Raw genomic sequence first — 20,130 nt, forward strand, 5'->3', positions numbered from 1 at the left:
GACTCTCCTGGTGGGCGTGCTGATGGCCATGGGCGTTCGGTGTGCGGCAACAGTCTTCCCGCGACTGACAACGTTGTCCAGGGGCTATGCTCGACACTCCTTTTCCCACGACGACCAGCGACGGGACGAGCGCACTGTGACCGACACCGCCCCGGACACCGCCAGCCGCACCCCCACACGCCGTTACGGCACCCGGCCCACCATGAAGGACGTCGCCGCACGGGCCGGGGTCGGCCTCAAGACCGTCTCCAGAGTGGTCAACGGCGAACCGGGCGTCACCCCCGACACCGAGCGCCGCGTCCAGGAGGCCATCACCGCACTCGGTTTCCGCCGCAACGACAGCGCCCGCATTCTGCGCAAGGGCCGTACGGCGAGCATCGGGCTGGTCCTGGAGGATCTGGCCGACCCCTTCTACGGTCCGCTGAGCCGCGCCGTCGAGGAGGTCGCCCGTGCCCACGGCGCGCTGCTGATCAACGGATCCAGCGCGGAGGACCCCGAGCGCGAGCAGGAGCTGGTGCTCGCCCTGTGCGCGCGCCGGGTCGACGGCCTCGTCATCATCCCGGCCGGCCATGACCACCGCTATCTGGCCCCCGAGATGGCGGCCGGGGTCGCCACCGTCTTCGTCGACCGGCCCGCCGGCCGGATCGACGCCGACGCCGTCCTCTCCGACAGCTTCGGCGGCTCCCGCGACGCGGTCGCCCATCTGATCGCCCACGGCCACCGCCGGATCGGCTTCCTCGGCGACCTGCCGGGCATCCACACCGCCGCCGAGCGGCTGCGCGGCTATCACGCGGCGATGAGCGAGGCCGGGCTGCCGGTCCACGACGCCTGGGTCTCGCCCGGCCCCACCGACCCGGAGCGGGTCCGGGCCGCGGCCACCGCGATGCTGAACGCCGCCGAGCCGGTCACCGCGCTCTTCGCGGGCAACAACCGGGTGACGGTCACGGTCGTACGGGTCCTGGCCGAGCGCCCCGCGCCCGCCGCTCCGGTGGCCCTCGTCGGCTTCGACGACTTCGAGCTCGCCGATCTGCTCTCCCCCGGGATCAGCGTCATAGCCCAGGACTCGGCCCAGCTCGGCCGCACCGCCGCCGATCTGCTCTTCCGCCGCCTCGACGGCGCGGCCGGGGACCCGCGGCGGGTCGTCCTGCCGACCCGGCTGATCCCGCGCGGGTCGGGCGAACTGCCCCCGCCCGCGACCTCCACGCCCTGAAACGGCCCCTCATCGCCCCTGCCCCCGTCGCCGCCCGTTCCCCCGAACACCGCTCCCTCTCCGAACGCCTGAACGGCCCCGTTCCGGTTGCCCCGGCCCCCCGTCGCCCCGAGGGTGGACGCGGAGGGCCGGGACCCGGCCGGCGGAACGAGGGAGACGCGATGAGCGGGCGCCGAACGCGGACGATCTGCGCGGTGAGCCTCACGGCCGTGCTGGCGCCGGCCGCCGTCGGCTGTTCGGACGGCGGGGGCAGCCCGTCGTCCCAGGTGTCCCGGGCCTCCGCCGCCATCGCGTCCGCGAAGGCGTCGGCCAAGGCCGAACTGGACAAGATCAAGGGCGGTGCCCAGGCCAAGCGCGAGGTGAAGGTGGGCCGGGTGACCCACGGCGACGGGGGACGGGCCGTGGCACCGCTGACCGTGACCAACAAGAGCGCGCACACCGCGAGCTACGCCGTGGAGGTCACCTTCCGGAACGCGGACGGCGATGTGGTCGACGCCGTCGTGCTGCGCCTTTCCACAGTGCCGCCGCACCGGCCCACCAAGGCCACCGCGCGCAGCCACCGCGCGCTCACCGGCCGCGTCACGGCACAGGTGGGCACGGCGGTGCGGTACTGATCACCAGGGTGCCCGTTCGTTCTCTTCTCACTTCTCAGGCCGCGAGCACCTTGGCCTTGGCCCGCTCGTACTCCTCGGGCGTGAGGTCGCCGTGGTTCTTGAGCTCCACGAGATGCTCGAGCTCCTCCGCCCGGCCCGTCGTGGCGGTCGTCCGCACGAACTCCCGGAAGTCCGCCTCCGCCTTCTCGGCCCGCTTCATCTCGCGCACGCCCATCTCGCGGCCGCGTGCCACCAGGTACAGGAAGACGCCGAGGAAGGGCAGCACCAGGACGAAGACGGTCCAGCCCGCCTTGGCCCATCCGTTCAGCGAGTCATCGCGGAAGAGATCAGTGAACACGCGGAACAGCAGAAACAGCCACAGGATCCACAGAAAGACCCACATCGTGGTCAGGAACACATTCAGCAGTGGGTAGTCCATCGTCTGCCTCCCGTCGGACCCGCCCGGCGGGACCGCGAGGGCCCCACCAGGCCCACGACCTCAGCTTACGGCGGCCCACCCCCCGGCGGCGCAGCAGCGGATGCCGCGGGGGCGGACGGGGCGTAGGAATGGGAAGGCGGGGGTGGCACCGCGCGGCGGAGACCGGAAGGGCGGGCGGCCATGGACCTCCGGATTCTTCCACTCGCCGTCACCATGATGGCCGGGCCGCAGATCGTGGCCGCCGTCATCCTGGTGACCACCGCGCGACCGGTGCGGGTGTGCCTGACGTTCCTCCTCGGGGTGGCGGCCGCGACGACGGCGGGGGTCGCTCTCGCCCTGGGGCTGTGCGGACTGCTGGGGCAGGCCGTCCCACCGGGCAGCCCGGCCGACCCGGGGTCGGCCGCCTCGGTCGTCCAGCTGGTGCTGGTGGGACTGCTGGCGCTGGTCGCGGTGAAGAACGTGGTGCGGCGGCGGACGGTCGAGCCGCCGAAGTGGCTGGGCTCGCTGATGGAAGCCGGTCCCCGTAAGGCGCTCACGACCGGCTTCCTGATCATCCTGTTCATGCCGTCCGACATCGTGGTCATGCTGACCGTGGGGGTGAATCTGGAGCAGCACGAGGCGGGGTTGGCGGCGGCCGTGCCGTTCATCGCCGCCACCGTGCTGATCGCGGCACTGCCGCTGCTCCTCTACCTCCTCCTCGGCGAGCGGGCGCGGCGCGCGATGCCCCGGCTCCGGGAATGGCTCACCACCCACAGCTGGGTGATCAATGTCGCCGCGTGCCTGATCTTCATCGTGCTCATCCTGACGCCCTGACGGCCTGATGACGGCCTGTGGGGCTGGGGACCTAACCAGAACGTCCCCTGCCGTGCGCCCCCGTCCGGCCCGTGGCGGCCAGGAGGGCGACCACCGCGAGGGCGGCCAGCAGGATCACCACCAGGAAGAGCACCGTCAGCACGGTGGGATGGTTCCACAGGGCGAACACCGCGGCCGGCACCAGCAGGACCGCCGTCGTCAGCCCCCGCCGGTGGTCCGCGGTCCAGGTGCCGGCCCGTCCGGTGCGCATTCCGTGGTCCGCTCCCCAGCGGGCCACGCTGTCGGCGAGGATCTCGGCCCGGCCGCGTACCGTGCTCGGCAGCCGTCCGGGGCCGGCCAGATAGGCGCCGGCCGCCACCACGACGCCGAGCACCAGCACGGTGAGCACCGTGACCCGCAAGAAGCGCACCACCGTGTCGAAGAGGACCGCGGCGGCCTCCCGGGACAGCACGCTCGCCGGCACGTGGTCGAGGCAGTAGCGGCGGCCCACCACGAGGGCCAGCGCCAGGGCGAGGGAGGTCAGCGCGGTGCCCAGGGCCGCGCGGGCGAGCGCCCGGCGGCACCGGCGGGCGAGCAGCACTCCGATGCCGCCGAGGGTCACCGTCAGCGCGGGCAGCCAGTTGCCGGCCAGGTCGAGGAAGTGCGCCGACCGCCTGATGGTGGCGAGCCGGTCGGAGTGGAAGAGGACGAGCCGCTGGTGGATGTCGGGAATACCGGTCACCACAGGGAGTCCGGCGTCCACCAGCTGGTCTCTGACCCGTTCCACGGCGGCGCCGACGTTGAGGGTGACGGTGTGGCCCTCGACCCCGACCGGTCCGCCGCCCTTACCGGTGAGGGCGCCCACGACGGCGGTGTGGGCGGCCCGGTTGGCGCCGGTCCACACGGCGGGGAAGTGCTCACTGTGCACGATGTGCGCCGCGACCTTCCGCACCGCCTGGTCCAGGGCCGAGTCCAACTGCGGGGCCAGCCCCTCGATGGTGTCGGCGGCCCGGTCCGGAAGGCCGTGGGCGCGCAGCCAGGAGGCGATGTCGGCGGTGATCTCGCGGCTGTTGTGGCGGATGTCGACGGCCTCGCTGACCTGGTCCACGGCGGTGTCCTGGATCGCCGGGTCCTTCGCGAGCGGGGCGACCGTCGCCACGTAGCGGTCGGTGTCCAGGACGATGTCGTGGACCCACACCGTCAGCACGGACACCGGTACGAGCAGGCAACCGAGCAGGATCAGCAGGGCCGACACGGCGCTTCTGGCCATGACATCCATCTCCCGCCTTCCCCGGCGGGGGCGCATCCCGGGTGACACGTGCGGGTGAGCGAACATGTCCAAGCGGATCAGCGGCCCCGGCGGCGCCCGGACGGCTCCCCGCCCCCGTCGAACCGGCGGGCTCCAGTGGGTCCCTGAGGCCCCGACGGGCCTCAGGACCCCGCTCCGGACCCGGCGGATCTCTGCGCCTGGCGAACCCGTGGGCCCCGGCGGCCCCGCGGACCCTGGCGGGTCTGATCCATGGCGGGCCGGTGACCCCGGCGAACCTCCGGACCCCGGCGGGCCGGTGGCCCCGGCAGCCCTCCGGACCCCGGCAGCCCCGTGAACGCCAACTGCCCTCTGAACCCCGCCGGACTCCGGACCCCGCCGATCCCGTGGACCCCGGTGGGCACGAATCCTGACGGGTCGGTGGCCCCGTGGGGTGCCGGTGGGCTGGTGGCGGCACCGGGGCTCTGCGGCCCGCCGGGCTCCCGCCTCCGGTGGGGCCCTGGGCTTCCGGGGGCGATCAGGGGGTGGCCGGGGTGCGGCCTGCCAGGGTGTCAAGGTCGGTGCGGGCCAGGCCGGTCAGTCGTTCGACCTCGGCGGCGTCGAGGGCACCGCAGTCCAGGCCGCGCAGCAGATGGCCGCTGAGTGCCTTGGCGGTGGCCGGTTCGTCGGCGATGCCGGTGCCCCCGGCCGTACGGTCCACGTACGCGGCGAGCCGTTCCGCCGCGGCTTCCAGGCCCTCGCGGTAGAAGGCGTAGACGGCGGCGTAGCGGGTGGGGAGATGGCCGGGGTGCATGTCCCAGCCCTGGTAGTACGCGCGCGCCAACGACCGCCGGACCAGACGGTGGTGGAGCCGCCATGCGTCGTGGACCCGCTCGGTGGGGCCGACGGGCAGGACGTTGGTCGAGCCGTCGGAGAGCCGTACGCCGGTGCCCGCGGCGGCGACCTGCATCACGGCCTTGGCGTGGTCGGCGACGGGGTGGTCCATGGCCTGGTGGGCGGCGCCGACCCCGCAGGCGGCGCTGTAGTCGAAGGTGCCGTAGTGCAGCCCGGTGGCCCGCCCCTGGGCGGCGTCGATCATACGGGCGACGGTGGCGCGGCCGTCGGGGCCGAGGATGGCCTGGGTGGTCTCGATCTGGATCTCGAAACCGATGCGGCCCGGGGCGAGCCCGCGGGCCTTCTCGAACTCCTCGCACAGCCGGACCATGGCGGTGACCTGCTCGGCGTAGGTCACCTTGGGGAGGGTGAGCACCAGGCCGTCCGGCAGTCCGCCGGCCGCCATCAGCCCGGTGAGGAAGATGTCGAGGGTCCGGATGCCGCGGTCGCGCACGGCGGCCTCCAGGCACTTCATGCGGATGCCCACATAGGGCGGCGCGGTGCCCTCCGCGCAGGCGGCCGCGACGAGCGAGGCGGCGCGGGCGGCCGCGGCGTCCTCCTCGGCGTCGGGTCGCTGGCCGTAGCCGTCCTCGAAGTCGATGCGCAGGTCCTCCACGGGCTCGCGCTCCAGCTTGGCCCGGACCCGGGTGTGGACAGGTTCGGCGAGGTCGTCGGGGAGGCCGAGGACGGCGGCGAAGGAAGCGGTGTCGGGGGCGTGTTCGGCGAGGGCCGCCAGCGCCTGGTCGCCCCAGTCGCGCACGGTGCCGGCGGTGAACAGGTCGGCGGGTACGTAGACGGTGTGGACGGGCTGGCGGGTGCCCGGGGCGCCGGGGTAGCGGCGGGCGAGCTCGGCGTCGACGGCGGCGAGGGAGTCGGCGATGGAGGCCCGTACGGCACCGGACAGGCTGGTCTGCACCGTTTTCCGCGGCTTCCGAGTCTTCCGGGGCTTGCGAGACTCCTGAGACTCTTGGGGCTGTCGAGGCTGCTGAGGCTTCATGTCCGCTCCTCCCCCACTTCCACCGCTTCCGCTTTGCGGAAACGATGATCCGTAAGGCGAAGTTATCGGCGCGTTCGACAGCGGGTCAACACCCACCCGGCAGACGCGAGACCGGCAGACCCGAGGCCCCGCACGCGGATCGCGTACGGGGCCTCGCCAACGCCCTCCGGAGATCAGCCCTTGCGGGTCTTGACCTCCTCGGTCAGCTGCGGGACGACCTCGAACAGGTCGCCGACCACGCCGTAGTCGACCAGATCGAAGATCGGGGCCTCGGCGTCCTTGTTCACGGCCACGATGGTCTTCGAGGTCTGCATACCGGCCCGGTGCTGGATCGCACCCGAAATACCCGCCGCGATGTACAGCTGCGGGGAAACGGTCTTACCGGTCTGGCCGACCTGGCTGGTGTGCGGGTACCACCCCGCGTCCACCGCCGCACGCGAGGCACCCACAGCCGCACCGAGCGAGTCGGCCAGCGCCTCGACCACGGGGAAGTTCTCCGCGCCACCCACACCACGGCCACCGGAGACCACGATCGCGGCCTCGGTCAGCTCCGGACGCCCGGTCGACTCACGCGGCGTACGCGACACCACCTTCGTCCCGGTGGCCTGCTCGGAGAAGGACACCTCCAGCGCCTCCACCGCACCCGCGGCCGGAGCGGCCTCCACCGCCGCCGAGTTCGGCTTCACCGTGATCACCGGAGTGCCCTTGGAAACCCGGGACTTGGTGGTGAACGCGGCGGCGAACACCGACTGCGTGGCCACCGGCCCCTCCTCCCCCGCCTCCAGATCCACGGCATCGGTGATGATGCCCGAACCGATACGGACCGCGAGCCGGGCCGCGATCTCCTTGCCCTCCGCGGAGGACGGGAACAGCACAGCGGCCGGGGACACGGACTCGTACGCCGCCTGAACCGCGTCCACCTTCGGCACGACCAGATAGTCGGCGAACTCGGGCGCGTCAGCGGTCAGCACCTTCACCGCACCGTGCTCGGCCAGGGCGGACGCGGTGTTCTCGGCACCGGAGCCGAGGGCGACGGCGACCGGCTCGCCGATACGGCGGGCCAGCGTCAGCAGCTCCAGGGTGGGCTTGCGGACGGCACCGTCCACGTGGTCGACATAGACAAGGACTTCAGCCATGAAAATCGCTCTCCTGCGAAATGCGAAAGATCTGGGGCGGTAAGGTCAGCGCGGCTCAGATGAACTTCTGGCCAGCGAGGAACTCGGCGAGCTGCTTACCACCCTCGCCCTCGTCCTTGACGATCGTGCCGGCGGTACGGGCCGGGCGCTCCGTCGCACCGTCCACGGCGGTCCAGGCACCCTCGAGACCGACCTCGTCCGCCTCGATCTCCAGATCCTCCAGGTCCCAGGACTCCACCGGCTTCTTCTTCGCCGCCATGATGCCCTTGAACGACGGGTAACGGGCCTCACCCGACTGGTCGGTCACCGACACCACCGCCGGAAGCCGCGCCTCCAGCTGCTCGGTCGCGGTGTCCCCGTCACGGCGCCCCTTCACGGTGCCGTCCTCGACCGACACCTCCGACAGCAGCGACACCTGCGGCACGCCCAGCCGCTCCGCCAGCATCGCCGGGAGCACACCCATGGTGCCGTCGGTGGAGGCCATACCGCAGACCACCAGGTCGTAGCCGGTCTTCTCGATCGCCTTGGCCAGCACCAGCGAGGTACCGATGGCGTCGGTGCCGTGCAGATCGTCGTCCTCGACGTGCACGGCCTTGTCCGCACCCATCGACAGCGCCTTGCGCAGCGCGTCCTTGGCGTCCTCCGGCCCCACCGTGAGCACGGTGATCTCCGCGTCGTCGGCCTCGTCGGCGATCTGGAGGGCCTGCTCGACCGCGTACTCGTCCAGCTCCGAGAGCAGGCCGTCCACCTCGTCCCGGTCCACCGTCAGGTCATCGGCGAAACGCCGGTCGCCGGTGGCGTCGGGCACGTACTTCACACAGACAACGATCCTCAAGCTCACGCCGGCTCTCCTACTGCATCGTCTCTTCCGGGCTGCCTTGTGCTGGCAGCATAGGCGCCCTCGGGTGCTCTTCCCGGTCGGTTCGCGGCCGGGGCGGCTCATCCACCGTACGAGATATTACTCGCCAGTACATCCAGGGTGTTCCCCGGAAGCAACCCGGTTGAACTGTGACCTTGCCAACGGGTGAGCAGCGGGACGACGCCCTCACCGCGGAGACGGCTCAGTCGCGCAGCGCGTTGAAGCGCCCCTGGTGGTACAGGAGCGGACGGCCGGTCCCGGTCGCGGTGCCGTCGGTGACCTCGCCGATCACCACCCGGTGGTCCCCGGCGGGTATGCGGGCCACCACCCGGCACACCAGCCAGGCCAGCACCCCCTCGAGCACGGGGACGCCCTCGGGTCCCGGGCGCCAGCGGGTGGCCGGGCCGAAGCGGTCGGCACCGCTGCGCGCGAAGGTGGCGGCCAGCTCCCGCTGGTGCTCGTCCAGGATGTGGACGCCGACGTGCTCGGCCTCGGAGAGCACCGGCCAGCTCGAGGAGCCGGTGCCCACGCCGAAGGAGAGCAGCGGCGGCTCGGCGGCGACGGAGGCGAGGGAGGTGGCGGTGAAGCCGACCGGGCGGGTGCCCTGGGCGGTGATCACGGCGACGCCGGCGGCGTGCCGGCGGAAGACGGAGCGGAGGAGCTCGGACGTCGCGAGCGAGGACGTGCCGAGGTCGTGGGTGGCCGTCATGGAGTTGTCCTTCTGCCGGAGGGATGGGCGGGGGGCGGTGCTCGTCGTCGTTCGCTCACCCCTCCGGACAGCGCGCGCTGGCGGTCCGCACCAGGTCCACGTGCACCCGTCCGTAGAGAAGGAATCCAGGCCGCATGACGTTCACCCTGACCACGCCGGGTGCGGACCGTCAAGGGGGACCGGGGCGCGGCGGCTCACACCGCATCACCCAGAGCGGCGATGACATCGACCCGGCGCGGCTGCCCGGCGGCCCGCCGCACGATCCGCCCGGCCGCGTCGAGCACCAGCACGGTGGGGGTGCGGGTGATGCCCAGCGCCCTGACGAGCTCCAGCCGCGACTCGGCGTCGATCTCGACGTGCGCCACCCCGGCCACCATCGCGGCCACCTCGGACAGCGTCCGCCGGGTGGCCCGGCAGGGCTGGCAGAAGGCGCTGGAGAACTGGACGAGCGTCGCCCGCTCCCCCAGCTCCGCACCCAGCTCGGCGGCGTCCAGCCGCCGGCTTCCGTCGCCGTCCCGCACCCGCGCTCCTCCCGATCGGACCTCCCCGGTACAGCGTCCCGGGCGGCGGGGGGATTCCCCGGCGGGTCCCCGACGTGATGAGGATCTCCCGGTCAGGCGGCGCCACGCGGTAGCACAACGAGACGACATCGGGCAGCATCTGGCAGAAGCCGGAAACCTACGGCCGCGTAACTTCCGCCGGGAGAGCCCTCCCCGGGCATACAACGAAGGGTCCCCAATGGCAGAGCTCGTCTACCCGCCGGTGATCGGCATCGCCCGCACCATGTTCAAGACGCTCGATCTGCGTTTCGACATCAAGGGCACCGAGAACGTCCCGCGGCGGGGCGGCGCGGTTCTGGTGAGCAACCACATCGGCTATCTCGACTTCATCTTCTGCGGGCTGGCCGCCCGTCCGGCCAAGCGGCTGGTGCGGTTCATGGCGAAGGAGTCGGTCTTCCGGCACAAGGTGTCCGGGCCGCTGATGCGGGCGATGAAGCACATCCCGGTGGACCGGGCGGCGGGCATGGAGGCGTACAAGCACGCCCTGAGGGCACTGCGCTCCGGTGAGATCATCGGGGTCTTCCCGGAGGCGACGATCTCGGAGTCCTTCACCCTCAAGAACTTCAAGTCGGGCGCGGTCCGGCTGGCCCAGGAGGCGGGTGTCCCGCTGCTGCCGATGGCGCTGTGGGGGACACAGCGGCTGTGGACCAAGGGCCACAAGCGGGCCCTTGGCCGGCATCGCTTCCCGATCACGATGCGGGTCGGTGAGCCGATGGCGGCCGATCCGGCCGAGCCCTCGGACACCCTGACGGAGCGGCTGCGCGGCCGGGTGCAGGAGCTGCTGGAGGCGGCGCAGCGGGCGTATCCGGTGCGGCCCAAGGGTCCGGACGACACCTGGTGGGTCCCGGCCCACCTGGGCGGCACCGCCCCCGCCCCGGCCGAGGCCCTGACCCTGAACCGGCGCCGGTAGCCCGGACGCGCGGTATGCGCCGGGCGGGCACGGCGGCCCGCCCGGTGCGTACCGCGCGGGCCCGGTCGGCCGCTAGACGCGGCCCATCTCCTCCTTGAGCGCCGTGATGAAGCCGTCCACGTCGTCCTCGGTGGTGTCGTAGGAGCACATCCAGCGCACATCGCCCGCGGTCTCGTCCCAGAAGTAGAAGCGGTACCGCTTCTGGAGACGTTCGCTCACCTCGTGCGGGAGGCGGGCGAAGACCGCGTTGGCCTGGACCGGGTGCAGGATCCGCACCCCGTCCACCGCGCGGACGCCGTCGGCGAGCCGCTGGGCCATGGTGTTGGCGTGGCGCGCGTTGCGCAGCCACAGATCGCGGGCGAGCAGGGCCTCCAGCTGGACGGAGATGAACCGCATCTTGGACGCCAGCTGCATGGACAGCTTGCGCAGATGCTTCATGGCGCCCACCGCGTCCGGGTCGAGGACGACGACGGCCTCGCCGAAGAGCATGCCGTTCTTGGTGCCGCCGAAGGACAGGATGTCGACGCCCGCCGCGTTGGTGAACGCGCGCATCGGCACGTCCAGGAACGCGGCGGCGTTGGCCAGCCGGGCGCCGTCGAGGTGGACTTTCATCCCGCGCTCATGGGCGTGCTCGCAGATGGCGCGGATCTCGTCCACCGTGTAGACGGTGCCGAGCTCGGTGTTCTGGGCGATCGAGACCACCTGCGGCATCGCCCGGTGCTCGTCGTCCCAGCCCCATGCCTGGCGGTCGATGAGCTCGGGGGTGAGCTTGCCGTCCTCGGTGGGGACGGTGAGCAGCTTCAGCCCGCCGACGCGCTCGGGCGCCCCGCACTCGTCGACGTTGATATGCGCGCTGTCGGCGCAGACGACCGCGCCCCAGCGGTCGGTGAGCGCCTGGAGGGCGACGACGTTGGAGCCGGTTCCGTTGAACACCGGGAACGCCTGTGCGTGCGGGCCGAAGTGGCTGCGCATGACGTACTGGAGATGCGCGGTGTAGTCGTCCTCGCCGTAGGAGACCTGGTGGCCTCCGTTGGCGAGGGCGAGCGCGGCGAGGATCTCCGGGTGGACGCCTGCGTAGTTGTCGCTGGCGAAGCCGCGTACGTCGGGGTCATGGTGACGGCGGGCGTCGGTCCTCACGGCTTGGGGGTCAGCCACTGGCGGGTTCCGTTCACTTCCCGGGCGGGCCGGTCCCAGAGTCCGGTGATGGCCTCGGCCAGCTCCTTGACGTCCGTGAAGCCCGCGAACTTCGCGTTGGGGCGCTCCGCCCGCATGGCGTCGTGCACCAGCGCCTTGACCACCAGGATGGCAGCGGCCGCCGACGGGCCGGCCTCGCCCCCCAGTTTGTGGAAGGAGTCGGCGAGCGCGAGGGTCCATGCCTCGGCGGCGGCCTTGGCGGCGGCGTACGCGGCGTTGCCGGCGGTGGGCCGGGACGCGCCCGCCGCGCTGATCAGCACATAGCGGCCCTTGCCGCCGCGCAGCAGGGCGTCGTGGAAGGCGAGGGAGGTGTGCTGGGCGGTCCGGATCAGCAGATCGTGCAGGTGGTCCCAGTCGGCGAGCGGGGCGTCGGCGAAGGTTTTGCCGCCGCGCCAGCCGCCGACCAGGTGCACCAGGCCGTCGACCCGGCCGAATTCCTTCTCGATGCGGTCGGCCCAGGCGCGCGTGGCGTCCAGGTCGAGCAGGTCGACGGTCTCACCGGTGACGGTGGCCCCGCCGTGGGCCCAACGGGCCGCGTCCACGGCCTCGGCCAGCCGGGCCGGGTCGTAGTCGCAGGCGACGACGATGGCGCCGGCCTCGGCGAGGCGGAGCAGCGTGGCCCGGCCGGCCGGGCCGGCCGCGCCGGCCACCGCCACCACGGCGCCGTCCAGTGGCCTGATCCCCGGCTCGTTCGGGCTCGGGCTCGACGTCGGTGTGGTCATGCTCGCTGCCTCCTCGTCCTGCTCCGCCCGGGGGTCATGCGCCGCCGCGGAGCTCATGCCGCCGCCGGCAGGTCGCTGTCGGCCGTGATCCCCTTGGTGGAGGCGACCACGTCACGCAGCTTCTTGGCGAGCGCCTCGTAGAACATGCTCAGCGGAAACTCGTCGGGGAGCACGTCGTCGACGAGTTTGCGCGGCGGCTGGGTCAGGTCCAGGGCTTCGGGACCCTTGGCCCAGACCGAGCCGGGGTGCGGTGCGAGGTAGGTCGACACCAGCTCGTACGCCTTGAACCAGTGGACGAGCTTGGGGCGGTCGATGCCGTCGCGGTAGAGCTTCTCGATCTCGCCGCACAGCTGGTTGGTGACCTGCGAGGCGCGGGACCAGTCGATGTGCAGGGTGTTGTCCGTCCAGCGTACGACGTCGTGCTGGTGCAGGTAGGCGAAGAGCAACTGGCCGCCGAGCCCGTCGTAGTTGCGGACCCGCTCGCCGGTGACGGGGAACCGGAACATCCGGTCGAAGATCACGGCGTACTGGACGTCACGGGCCTGGGCGACCCCCTCGCCCTCCAGCCGCACGGCCTCCTTGAAGGCCGTGAGGTCGCAGCGCAGCTCCTCCAGTCCGTACATCCAGAACGGCTGCCGCTGCTTGATCATGAAGGGGTCGAACGGCAGGTCGCCATGGCTGTGGGTGCGGTCGTGGACCATGTCCCACAGGGCGAACGCCTCCTGGCAGCGGTGCTGGTCGGCGAGCATGTCCTGGATGTCCGCGGGCAGTTCGAGCCTGAGGGCCCGGACGGCGGCCTCGCTCACCCGGCGAAAGCGGGCCGCCTCGCGGTCGCAGAAGATGCCGCCCCAGGTGAACCGCTCGGGGGCGGCGCGGACGGCGATGGTCTCGGGGAAGAGCACCGCGGAGTTGGTGTCGTAGCCGGAGGTGAAGTCCTCGAAGGCCAGGCCGCAGTAGAGCGGGTTGTCGTAGCGGGTGCGCTCCAGCTCGGCCAGCCAGTCCGGCCAGACCATGCGCAGCACCACGGCTTCCAGGTTGCGGTCCGGGTTGCCGTTCTGCGTGTACATGGGGAAGACCACGAGGTGCTGGAGGCCGTCGGCGCGGGTGCGGGCGGGCTGGAAGGCGAGCAGCGAGTCCAGGAAGTCGGGGACGCCGAAGCCGTCCTCGGCCCAGCGGCGCAGGTCGGCGACGGCCGCCCGGTGGTAGTCGGCGTCGTGCGGAAGCAGCGGGGCGAGCTCCTCGAGGGCCTCGATGACGCGTCCGATGGTCGCCGTGGCGAGCTCGGGGGTGGGCGCGCCCTCGGCGTCGAAGTCGATGGAACCGTCTTTGGACTGCCACGGACGAATCGTTTCGACAGCGTCCTTGAGCATCGGCCAGGCCGGATGGTCGACCACACGCTCTGAAGGCAGAACGCCACCTTCCGCTACTGCGGACGAAAGGATTTCCGTCATGACCACTCCCTCACCGGAGAAACTCGCGTGAGACCACGGTATCCATGGACGCCTCCCTCGCTCAAGCGGTGGTACCGGAAATCATCCTGCGCCACACCCGCACCACCGCAGTTTTTCCTGCCCCCATCGGCTCGGCTCATGCCATGGGCGTGCCCCGGCAGTCCTGTCATCGGCGGCCGGTAGGGTGTGCGCCGGTCCGGGCGGCCCGTCCGCCGCCGAGCCGACGACAACCGCTTTTGCACTGCCTCCCCCCGACCCGACGAAGGCCGCCAAGGGCTGGCCGTCAGAAGAGCGAGACAGCGTTGACTTTTCTCACCATCGGACACCGCGGAGTGATGGGTGTCGAGCCGGAGAACACCCTGCGCTCCTTCATCCGCGCCGAGCACGAGGGCATGGACGTCATCGAACTGGACCTGCACCTCAGCAAGGACGGCGCACTCGTGGTGATGCACGACGCGCACGTCGACCGCACCACCGACGGAGCGGGCCCGATCAGCGACTTCACCCTCGCCGAGCTGCGCGAGCTGGACGCCGGGGACGGTGAGCGGATTCCGGTCTTCGAGGAGGTCGTGGACGCCGTGAAGGCACCGCTCCAGGCCGAGATCAAGGACACGGCGGCCGCCCGCGCGCTGGCCGAGGTGCTGACCCGCCGCGGGCTGCTGGACCGGGTGGACGTCCTGTCCTTCCACGACGAGGCCCTCGCCGAGATCCGCACCCTGCTGCCGGCCGCCCGCACCGCCCTGGTGGCCAGCCGCTACGGCCTCGATGCGATCGACCGGGCACACGCCGTCGGCGCGGGGATGCTGGTGCTCAACCTCCGCAGGCTGACCCTGGAGCTGGTGGAGCGGGCGCACACCGCCGGCCTCAAGGTCATCGGCTGGACCGTGAACACCCCCGACCATCTGAAGCTGGCCCGCGGCCTGCGCCTGGACGGCGGCACCACCGACTTCCCCGAGATCCGGCGGGCGGTCCGCTACACGGCGTGACGCCCCCGCGGATCCCCGTCATCCGTACGGCGACCCCTGCGGCGCCATGGGCGCTCAGCCGAGGGGCTTGACCAGCAACTCGAACTCGAGGTCGGCGCGGCGCGGTACGCCGAAGCGCTCATCGCCGTACGGGAACGGGATCATCCGGCCGGTACGGGCGTAGCCGCGCCGCTCGTACCAGGCGATCAGCTCCTCGCGGGCGGAGATCACCGTCATGTGCATCTCCGTCGCCCCCCACTCCGCCGCCGCGAACCGCTCGGCCTCGGCGAGGATCACCTTGCCCAGGCCCCCGCCCTGCAACGTGGGCCGGACCGCGAACATGCCGAAGTAGGCGTGGTCACCGCGGTGCTCGAGCTGGCAGCAGGCGATCAGCTCACCGGCCCGCTCGACGATCATCATGCGGCTGTTCTCGTCCCGCACCACGGCCGCGACGCCCTCCGGGTCGGTGCGCTGCCCGCCCAGGATGTCCGCCTCCGTGGTCCACCCGGCCCGGCTCGAATCCCCGCGGTAGGCCGACTCGATCAGGGCCACCAGCTCCGCCACATCCGCCTCGGTGGCCGGGCGGAAGGCGAGCGGGGCGGCGGGGCGTACGGTGGCGTCCGCGGTGTCCATGGCGTCGGCGGGTCCTTTCGTCGGGCGGCAGTAGACCTTAACCTGCCCCAAACGGGGCGGGAAACGGGACGGGTTGCGTAGGGTCGCGGCATGGTTCACGTACTGAGCAGCCGCACCCTGCTGCGGCCGACGGACCCCGAACGCTCCCGGGCCTTCTACGGCGAGACCCTCGGCCTCGCGGTCTACCGGGAGTTCGGCACCGGCCCCGAGCGCGGCACGGTCTACTTCCTCGGCGGAGGCTTCCTGGAGGTCTCCGGCCGCTCCGACACCCCGCCCTCCCCGGGCCTCCAGCTGTGGCTCCAGGTCACGGACGCGACCGCGGCGCACGAGGAGCTGACCGCGAAGGGGGTCGAGGTGCTGCGCCCGCCGCAGAAGGAGCCGTGGGGACTGGTGGAGATGTGGATCGCGGACCCGGACGGACTCCAGATCGTGCTGGTGGAGGTGCCCGAAGACCATCCGATCCGCTACCGACCGGGGATCTGACAGCCGAAGATGACCGCCGCCGCGCCGGCTCGGGCCAGCGGTCGAACGCGGCTCGGAGCGCGGCCACGGCGACCTCGGGGAGTACGTCCGCCCGGTGCGGCGAGCGCGGCCTCGGGGTGCGCCGCCCCGGCACCGTCCGCCGGTGCCGGGGCGGCGCGGGGAGGATCAGCCGACCTGGCTGCTGTCCTTGTGCTCGCCCCAGCCGTGCCAGCGGTCGATCTCGATCCAGGCGCTGACCCGGGCGCGGTCCCGCTGCGGGTAGTCCTTGCCGAGGTAGTGCCGGGCCAGCCGGTCGATATCGCTCAGATCCTCGTCGTCCTTGATCTCGACGACCCGGCCGATGATGCTGACGTGGTTGTACCAGTCGCCCTCGTCGATCACGGTGAGGGTGACCCTGGGGTCGTTGCGGATATGGGTCAGGCGCTTGCGGCCCTCGTCCATGTTGACCAGGACCCGGCCGTCGTCCCAGAGGTACCAGGTGGCCGTGGACACCGGCTGGCCATCGGACCGGAGCGTCGCGATCACGGCCGGGTTGGGCTTCTTGAGCATGGCGACCGCGGCCTCGGCGAGCGGGGGATTCGACACGGACTCTCCTCCTCGTTGAACAGGTTGCACGTCCCGTCGTGCGGCTCGGGCCTGCTTGATCCACGGGCCGCACCTCTCACGTTGCCACACCGCGCGCCCCGCGTTCCCCGCCGCACCGCGCGCCTCGCGTTCCCGCCACGGGGCACGCCGTGTGCTCCCCCACTGCGCCCGTGCGCTCGCGTAGCGGGCACCGGGGCAGGGGATGTCTCCGGTCCCACGTTCCTCCCCGGAGGTGTGCCGTGCACGGACCCGCGCTCGTCGGCTGGCTGCTGGTCGCGCTCTGCGCTGCCACGGGGGGCTACTGCCTGCTCCAGATGCGCGGTGAGCCGCCCGGACCGGGCCGGCGGATCGCGGGGGCCGAGGCGTTGATGGGGTGGGGGATGGCGGTGATGGCGGTGCCGTCCACCGTGCTGGACCCCCGGCCGTGGGGGCCGCCCGCCTTCGCGGCGGTCTTCGCCGTGGCCGCCGTAAGGGCGCTGCTGCCGGCGCGGCGCGGCGCCGGGCTCCCGGGACACCATCTGCATCACGCCATCGGGGCGCTGGCGATGGTCTATATGGCGCTCGCGATGATGACGGGCGCCACGGGCGGCCACCATCACACCGGCGCGATGGCCCCGGACCGGATGGCGGCCGGGGTGCCGCCGCTGACCGGGGTACTGCTCGGGTACTTCGCGGTGTACGTCGTATGGTCCGGGCTGCGGCTGGTATCGATGACGGACGGCGCCGTGGACGGCCGCGACGGCCGCGCGGCCGGTGCGGTGGGGGCCGGTCCGGCCGGCGCCGGCCGGCCGCGGCGGCCTGAGCTGCGGCATGCCTGGAGACTGTCGATGGGGATCGGGATGTGCGCGATGCTGCTGACCCTGTGAACGGGCGGTGGGCCCGCCCCGGTCGCGGGGTGGTGTGCGTCACTTCGCCGCCGGTACCCGTACCGGCCCCGGCGTCGTGATCATAAGGTGACCGCCATGATGGTCCCGTTCGCGCTGATGGGCCTCGGCGCACTGGCGGCGGCAATGGCGCCGCGCCTGCTCTCCCGCTCCGACTGGATCGACCGCGAACCCGTGCTCGCCCTGTGGGTGTGGCAGTGCGTGGTCGTCGGTGTGCTGTTGTGCTGCGCGCTGACCATGGCGCTCACCGCGGCGGCCGCCTGGGAGGTCGTGCGCGGCAATGTCTTCGCCCCCGCGCCCAAGGGCGTGGTGGAGGCGTACGCGCTGTCCGGCTACGGGCCGTTGGCCGGGCCCGTGGCCCTGGTACTCGCCTTCGGGGCGGTGTGGAGCGCGGTGATGCTCACCCGCGAGATCGGCCGCGCCCGCGCCTGGCGCCGCCAGCACCGGGCCGAACTCCTCGTCCGCTCCCCCACGTTGCCCGGTGAGGAGCCCAGCGGGGAGCGTCTGGTGGTGCTGGAGGGCGACAAACCGGACGCCTGGTGGCTGCCCGGCACCACGCCCCGGCTCATCATCACCACGGCGGCGCTGCGCCGCCTCAAGGGCCGCCGGCTGGACGCCGTCATCGCCCATGAGCAGGGCCACGCCCGCGCCCGCCACCACTGGCTGCTGCACTGCTCGGGCGCGCTGGCCTCCGGCTTTCCGCGGGTGACCATGTTCGCGGCGTTCCGCGACGAGGTGCACCGGCTGGTCGAGCTGGCCGCCGACGACTCCGCGTCACGGCGCTTCGGGCGCACCACCACCGCCCTCGCGCTGGTCGAACTCAACGAGGACCGCGGGGTGTTCGGCCCCTGTCCCAGCGCGCTCGCCCAGGTCCCGCAGCGGGTGGACCGGCTGCTGGCCCCGGCCTCCCGCCTCCCCGCGGCCCGCCGCTGGCGCCTTACGGCCACGGCGGCGCTCGTCCCGGCCGTGCCGCTGCTGGTCACCTTCGTCCCGGCGCTGCGGGCGCTGGGGTGGGGGTAAGCGTTCGCCGCTCTCGGCACAAGGTCACCTCCGGGCACAAGGTCACCTCCGGGCCGTCGCACGGCCTCCTGGCTCCCGGGCCCGTCCGTCAGCGATCATCGAGCCATGCAGCCGGCTCCCCTCCCCCGCCAGGCCGCCCGCACCGCGGCCGTGTTCACCGCGCTCTTCCTGGTGCTGCTCGCCCTGGTGGCCGCCCGTTGGGGACCGCTGGAAGGCGTCGACCGGGACATCGTCGTCGATCTGCACCGCTCGGCGGTGGAGCACCACGGCTGGACCCATGTGAACCGAGTGCTCACGGACTGGCTCTGGGACCCCTGGACCATGCGCGCGCTGCTGGCCGTGGCCGTGGGATGGCTGCTGTGGCGCCGGGAGCGGTGGCTCGCCCTCTGGGTCGCCGTGACGGCGGCGGTGGGGACGGCGCTGCAACAGGCGGTGAAGAGCGCCGTCGACCGGCCGCGCCCCCGGTGGTCGCATCCGGTGGACTGGGCTCACTACGCGGCCTTCCCGTCCGGCCACGCCCTGACCGCGACAGTCGCCTTCGGGCTGCTGCTGTGGCTCATGACGCTGCACGGGGCGCCGGCGGCATGGCGGCGGCTCATAGCCGTCGTGGCCGCCGTGTCGGTGCTGGGCGTCGGCTTCACCCGGCTGTACCTGGGCGTGCACTGGCCCAGTGACGTGCTGGGCGGCTGGCTGCTGGGGGCGGCGCTGGTGTGCGGGGCGATCGCCTCGTACGGCTACGCTCAGGGCCGTAGGAGCGAGCACGAGTCGTCCCGTGGTGGAAGAGTGCGGTCATGAGCAATCTCGATCTGAGGGCCGCGCCGACCGTATGCGGCGGCCGGAGTGACGTCACCGCCCGGCCGGTGCGCGAACTGCTGGCCGCCAAGCAGGTCCCGCTGGGTGAGTCCACCATGGTGCGCCGGCTGCTGCCGAACATCGGGCGGCGCATGATCGGCGCCTGGTGCTTCATCGACCACTACGGCCCGGACGACATCGCCCAGGAGCCGGGCATGCAGGTCCCGCCGCATCCGCACATAGGGCTCCAGACGGTCAGCTGGCTGCACGAGGGCGAGGTGCTGCACCGGGACAGCCTCGGCAGTCTCCAGACGGTGCGCCCCGGCGAGCTGGGGCTGATGACCTCGGGCCGGGCCATCGCGCACTCCGAGGAGTCCCCGCGCGAGCACGCCCGGCTGCTGCACGGGGCGCAACTGTGGGTCGCGCTGCCCGACGGCGACCGCCATATCGCCCCCCGCTGGGAGCACCACCCCGAGCTGCCCCTGGTGACCGGCGGCAAAGGGCTGCGGGCGAGGGTCCTGCTGGGCGAACTGGACGGCGCGGTCTCGCCCGGCACCACGTTCACCCCGCTGGTGGGCGCGGACATCGCCCTCGCGGCGGGCACCGACACCCGGCTGCCGGTACGGCCCGACTTCGAGTACGCGGCGCTCACCATGTCCGGCGAGGCCGAGGTCGACGGGGTGCGCCTGGCGCCCGGCTCCCTGCTCTACCTCGGCTGCGGACGGACCGAACTGCCGCTGCGGGCGGATGTGGACAGCGCGTTCATGCTGCTGGGCGGGGAGCCGTTCGAGGAGAAGATCGTCATGTGGTGGAACTTCATCGGACGATCATCGGAAGAGATCGTACAGGCCCGCCGGGACTGGATGGAAGGCCGGCGGTTCGGTGAGGTGGAGGGGTACGACGGTGATCCGCTGCCTGCTCCGGCGTTGCCGTCGGTAGCCATGAAGCCCCGGGGAAACCGCAACTGACCTGCGATGACGTTTGTCGGCCCGGTCGCCGTCTCCGGGGGTTCCCGCGGCGCCTCGCTTCTGTTCCGGGGTCACTTGATGAGGCGGT

23 protein-coding genes are annotated in these 20,130 nt (G+C 72.3%); 10 read left to right on the top strand and 13 right to left on the bottom strand.

The genetic code is table 11. The features are described from left to right. Positions 1–136 precede the first annotated feature (136 nt). A complete protein-coding gene (locus tag N6H00_RS06795; protein WP_268970660.1) occupies positions 137–1,210 on the top strand; it encodes a LacI family DNA-binding transcriptional regulator in 1,074 nt (357 codons plus the stop codon). Positions 1,211–1,371: 161 nt separating this feature from the next. Continuing rightward, entirely contained in the window at positions 1,372–1,824 is a 453-nt protein-coding gene (locus tag N6H00_RS06800) for a hypothetical protein (protein ID WP_268970661.1), read from the top strand. Between the two features lie 34 nt (positions 1,825–1,858). Here N6H00_RS06800 and N6H00_RS06805 read toward each other — a convergent pair whose 3' ends face one another. Then, positions 1,859–2,242 (bottom strand): SHOCT domain-containing protein, encoded by a 384-nt coding sequence (locus N6H00_RS06805; protein WP_268970662.1) that lies wholly within the window; start codon positions 2,240–2,242, stop codon positions 1,859–1,861. 180 nt (positions 2,243–2,422) lie between these two features. Between N6H00_RS06805 and N6H00_RS06810 the strand changes: the two genes are divergently transcribed. Further along, complete coding sequence (locus N6H00_RS06810; protein WP_268970663.1) at positions 2,423–3,055, top strand: GAP family protein; 633 nt, start codon at positions 2,423–2,425, stop codon at positions 3,053–3,055. Between the two features lie 31 nt (positions 3,056–3,086). Here the strand turns inward: N6H00_RS06810 and N6H00_RS06815 are convergent, their stop codons facing one another. The 7 genes from N6H00_RS06815 to N6H00_RS06840 form a co-directional block, all read right to left on the bottom strand. Beyond that, positions 3,087–4,304 carry a hypothetical protein gene (locus N6H00_RS06815; protein WP_268970664.1) on the bottom strand — a complete coding sequence of 406 codons (1,218 nt, stop codon included), beginning with the start codon at positions 4,302–4,304 and terminating at the stop codon, positions 3,087–3,089. A gap of 514 nt (positions 4,305–4,818) precedes the next feature. Further along, a complete protein-coding gene (locus N6H00_RS06820) occupies positions 4,819–6,090 on the bottom strand; it encodes a DUF6986 family protein (protein ID WP_268970665.1) in 1,272 nt (423 codons plus the stop codon). Between the two features lie 254 nt (positions 6,091–6,344). Then, positions 6,345–7,307, bottom strand: coding sequence for an electron transfer flavoprotein subunit alpha/FixB family protein (locus tag N6H00_RS06825; protein WP_268970666.1), 963 nt, complete (start codon positions 7,305–7,307; stop codon positions 6,345–6,347). Between the two features lie 55 nt (positions 7,308–7,362). Continuing rightward, positions 7,363–8,148 (bottom strand): electron transfer flavoprotein subunit beta/FixA family protein, encoded by a 786-nt coding sequence (locus N6H00_RS06830; protein ID WP_268970667.1) that lies wholly within the window; start codon positions 8,146–8,148, stop codon positions 7,363–7,365. A 220-nt stretch (positions 8,149–8,368) separates the two neighbouring features. Further along, positions 8,369–8,875: a flavin reductase family protein gene (locus N6H00_RS06835; RefSeq protein WP_268970668.1), complete on the bottom strand. Its 507-nt coding sequence runs from the start codon at positions 8,873–8,875 to the stop codon at positions 8,369–8,371. 55 nt (positions 8,876–8,930) lie between these two features. Continuing rightward, positions 8,931–9,011, bottom strand: a complete 81-nt coding sequence (locus N6H00_RS40110) for a putative leader peptide (protein ID WP_311039782.1) — start codon at positions 9,009–9,011, stop codon at positions 8,931–8,933. 58 nt (positions 9,012–9,069) lie between these two features. Next, the gene (locus N6H00_RS06840) at positions 9,070–9,396 is read right to left on the bottom strand and encodes a TlpA family protein disulfide reductase (RefSeq protein ID WP_268970669.1); all 327 of its coding nucleotides are present in this window, start codon (positions 9,394–9,396) and stop codon (positions 9,070–9,072) included. A 217-nt stretch (positions 9,397–9,613) separates the two neighbouring features. Between N6H00_RS06840 and N6H00_RS06845 the strand changes: the two genes are divergently transcribed. Further along, a complete protein-coding gene (locus N6H00_RS06845; protein ID WP_268970670.1) occupies positions 9,614–10,345 on the top strand; it encodes a lysophospholipid acyltransferase family protein in 732 nt (243 codons plus the stop codon). 72 nt (positions 10,346–10,417) lie between these two features. On the opposite strand, the gene N6H00_RS06850 is transcribed toward N6H00_RS06845, so the two are convergent. The 3 genes from N6H00_RS06850 to N6H00_RS06860 are packed head-to-tail and all read right to left on the bottom strand — an operon-like array spanning position 10,418 to position 13,712. After that, positions 10,418–11,482, bottom strand: a complete 1,065-nt coding sequence (locus N6H00_RS06850; RefSeq protein ID WP_268976861.1) for a threonine aldolase family protein — start codon at positions 11,480–11,482, stop codon at positions 10,418–10,420. Further along, complete coding sequence (locus N6H00_RS06855) at positions 11,479–12,261, bottom strand: SDR family NAD(P)-dependent oxidoreductase (protein ID WP_268970671.1); 783 nt, start codon at positions 12,259–12,261, stop codon at positions 11,479–11,481. Before N6H00_RS06855 ends, N6H00_RS06850 begins: the two co-directional genes overlap by 4 nt. A 53-nt stretch (positions 12,262–12,314) precedes the next feature. Further along, positions 12,315–13,712, bottom strand: a complete 1,398-nt coding sequence (locus tag N6H00_RS06860; protein ID WP_268970672.1) for a DUF6421 family protein — start codon at positions 13,710–13,712, stop codon at positions 12,315–12,317. Between the two features lie 302 nt (positions 13,713–14,014). Between N6H00_RS06860 and N6H00_RS06865 the strand changes: the two genes are divergently transcribed. Then, positions 14,015–14,698: a glycerophosphodiester phosphodiesterase gene (locus tag N6H00_RS06865; RefSeq protein WP_268970673.1), complete on the top strand. Its 684-nt coding sequence runs from the start codon at positions 14,015–14,017 to the stop codon at positions 14,696–14,698. Positions 14,699–14,752: 54 nt separating this feature from the next. Here N6H00_RS06865 and N6H00_RS06870 read toward each other — a convergent pair whose 3' ends face one another. Then, positions 14,753–15,310, bottom strand: a complete 558-nt coding sequence (locus tag N6H00_RS06870; protein ID WP_268970674.1) for a GNAT family N-acetyltransferase — start codon at positions 15,308–15,310, stop codon at positions 14,753–14,755. Positions 15,311–15,400: 90 nt separating this feature from the next. On the opposite strand from N6H00_RS06870, the gene N6H00_RS06875 reads away from it, so the two are divergent. Further along, entirely contained in the window at positions 15,401–15,793 is a 393-nt protein-coding gene (locus N6H00_RS06875; protein WP_268970675.1) for a VOC family protein, read from the top strand. A gap of 165 nt (positions 15,794–15,958) precedes the next feature. Here N6H00_RS06875 and N6H00_RS06880 read toward each other — a convergent pair whose 3' ends face one another. Beyond that, complete coding sequence (locus N6H00_RS06880) at positions 15,959–16,378, bottom strand: PPOX class F420-dependent oxidoreductase (protein ID WP_268970676.1); 420 nt, start codon at positions 16,376–16,378, stop codon at positions 15,959–15,961. A gap of 239 nt (positions 16,379–16,617) precedes the next feature. Here N6H00_RS06880 and N6H00_RS06885 point away from each other — a divergent pair, with 239 nt between their 5' ends. The 4 genes from N6H00_RS06885 (at position 16,618) to N6H00_RS06900 (ending at position 20,042) form a co-directional block, all read left to right on the top strand. Further along, positions 16,618–17,244: a DUF5134 domain-containing protein gene (locus tag N6H00_RS06885; RefSeq protein WP_268970677.1), complete on the top strand. Its 627-nt coding sequence runs from the start codon at positions 16,618–16,620 to the stop codon at positions 17,242–17,244. 96 nt (positions 17,245–17,340) lie between these two features. Continuing rightward, complete coding sequence (locus N6H00_RS06890) at positions 17,341–18,282, top strand: M56 family metallopeptidase (protein ID WP_268970678.1); 942 nt, start codon at positions 17,341–17,343, stop codon at positions 18,280–18,282. A 105-nt stretch (positions 18,283–18,387) separates the two neighbouring features. Then, entirely contained in the window at positions 18,388–19,077 is a 690-nt protein-coding gene (locus N6H00_RS06895) for a phosphatase PAP2 family protein (protein WP_268970679.1), read from the top strand. Continuing rightward, complete coding sequence (locus N6H00_RS06900) at positions 19,074–20,042, top strand: pirin family protein (RefSeq protein WP_268970680.1); 969 nt, start codon at positions 19,074–19,076, stop codon at positions 20,040–20,042. Before N6H00_RS06895 ends, N6H00_RS06900 begins: the two co-directional genes overlap by 4 nt. Positions 20,043–20,130: the final 88 nt, after the last annotated feature.

The organism is Streptomyces sp. S465 (assembly GCF_026898115.1).
Taxonomy (GTDB): Bacteria; Actinomycetota; Actinomycetes; order Streptomycetales; family Streptomycetaceae; genus Streptomyces; species Streptomyces luomodiensis.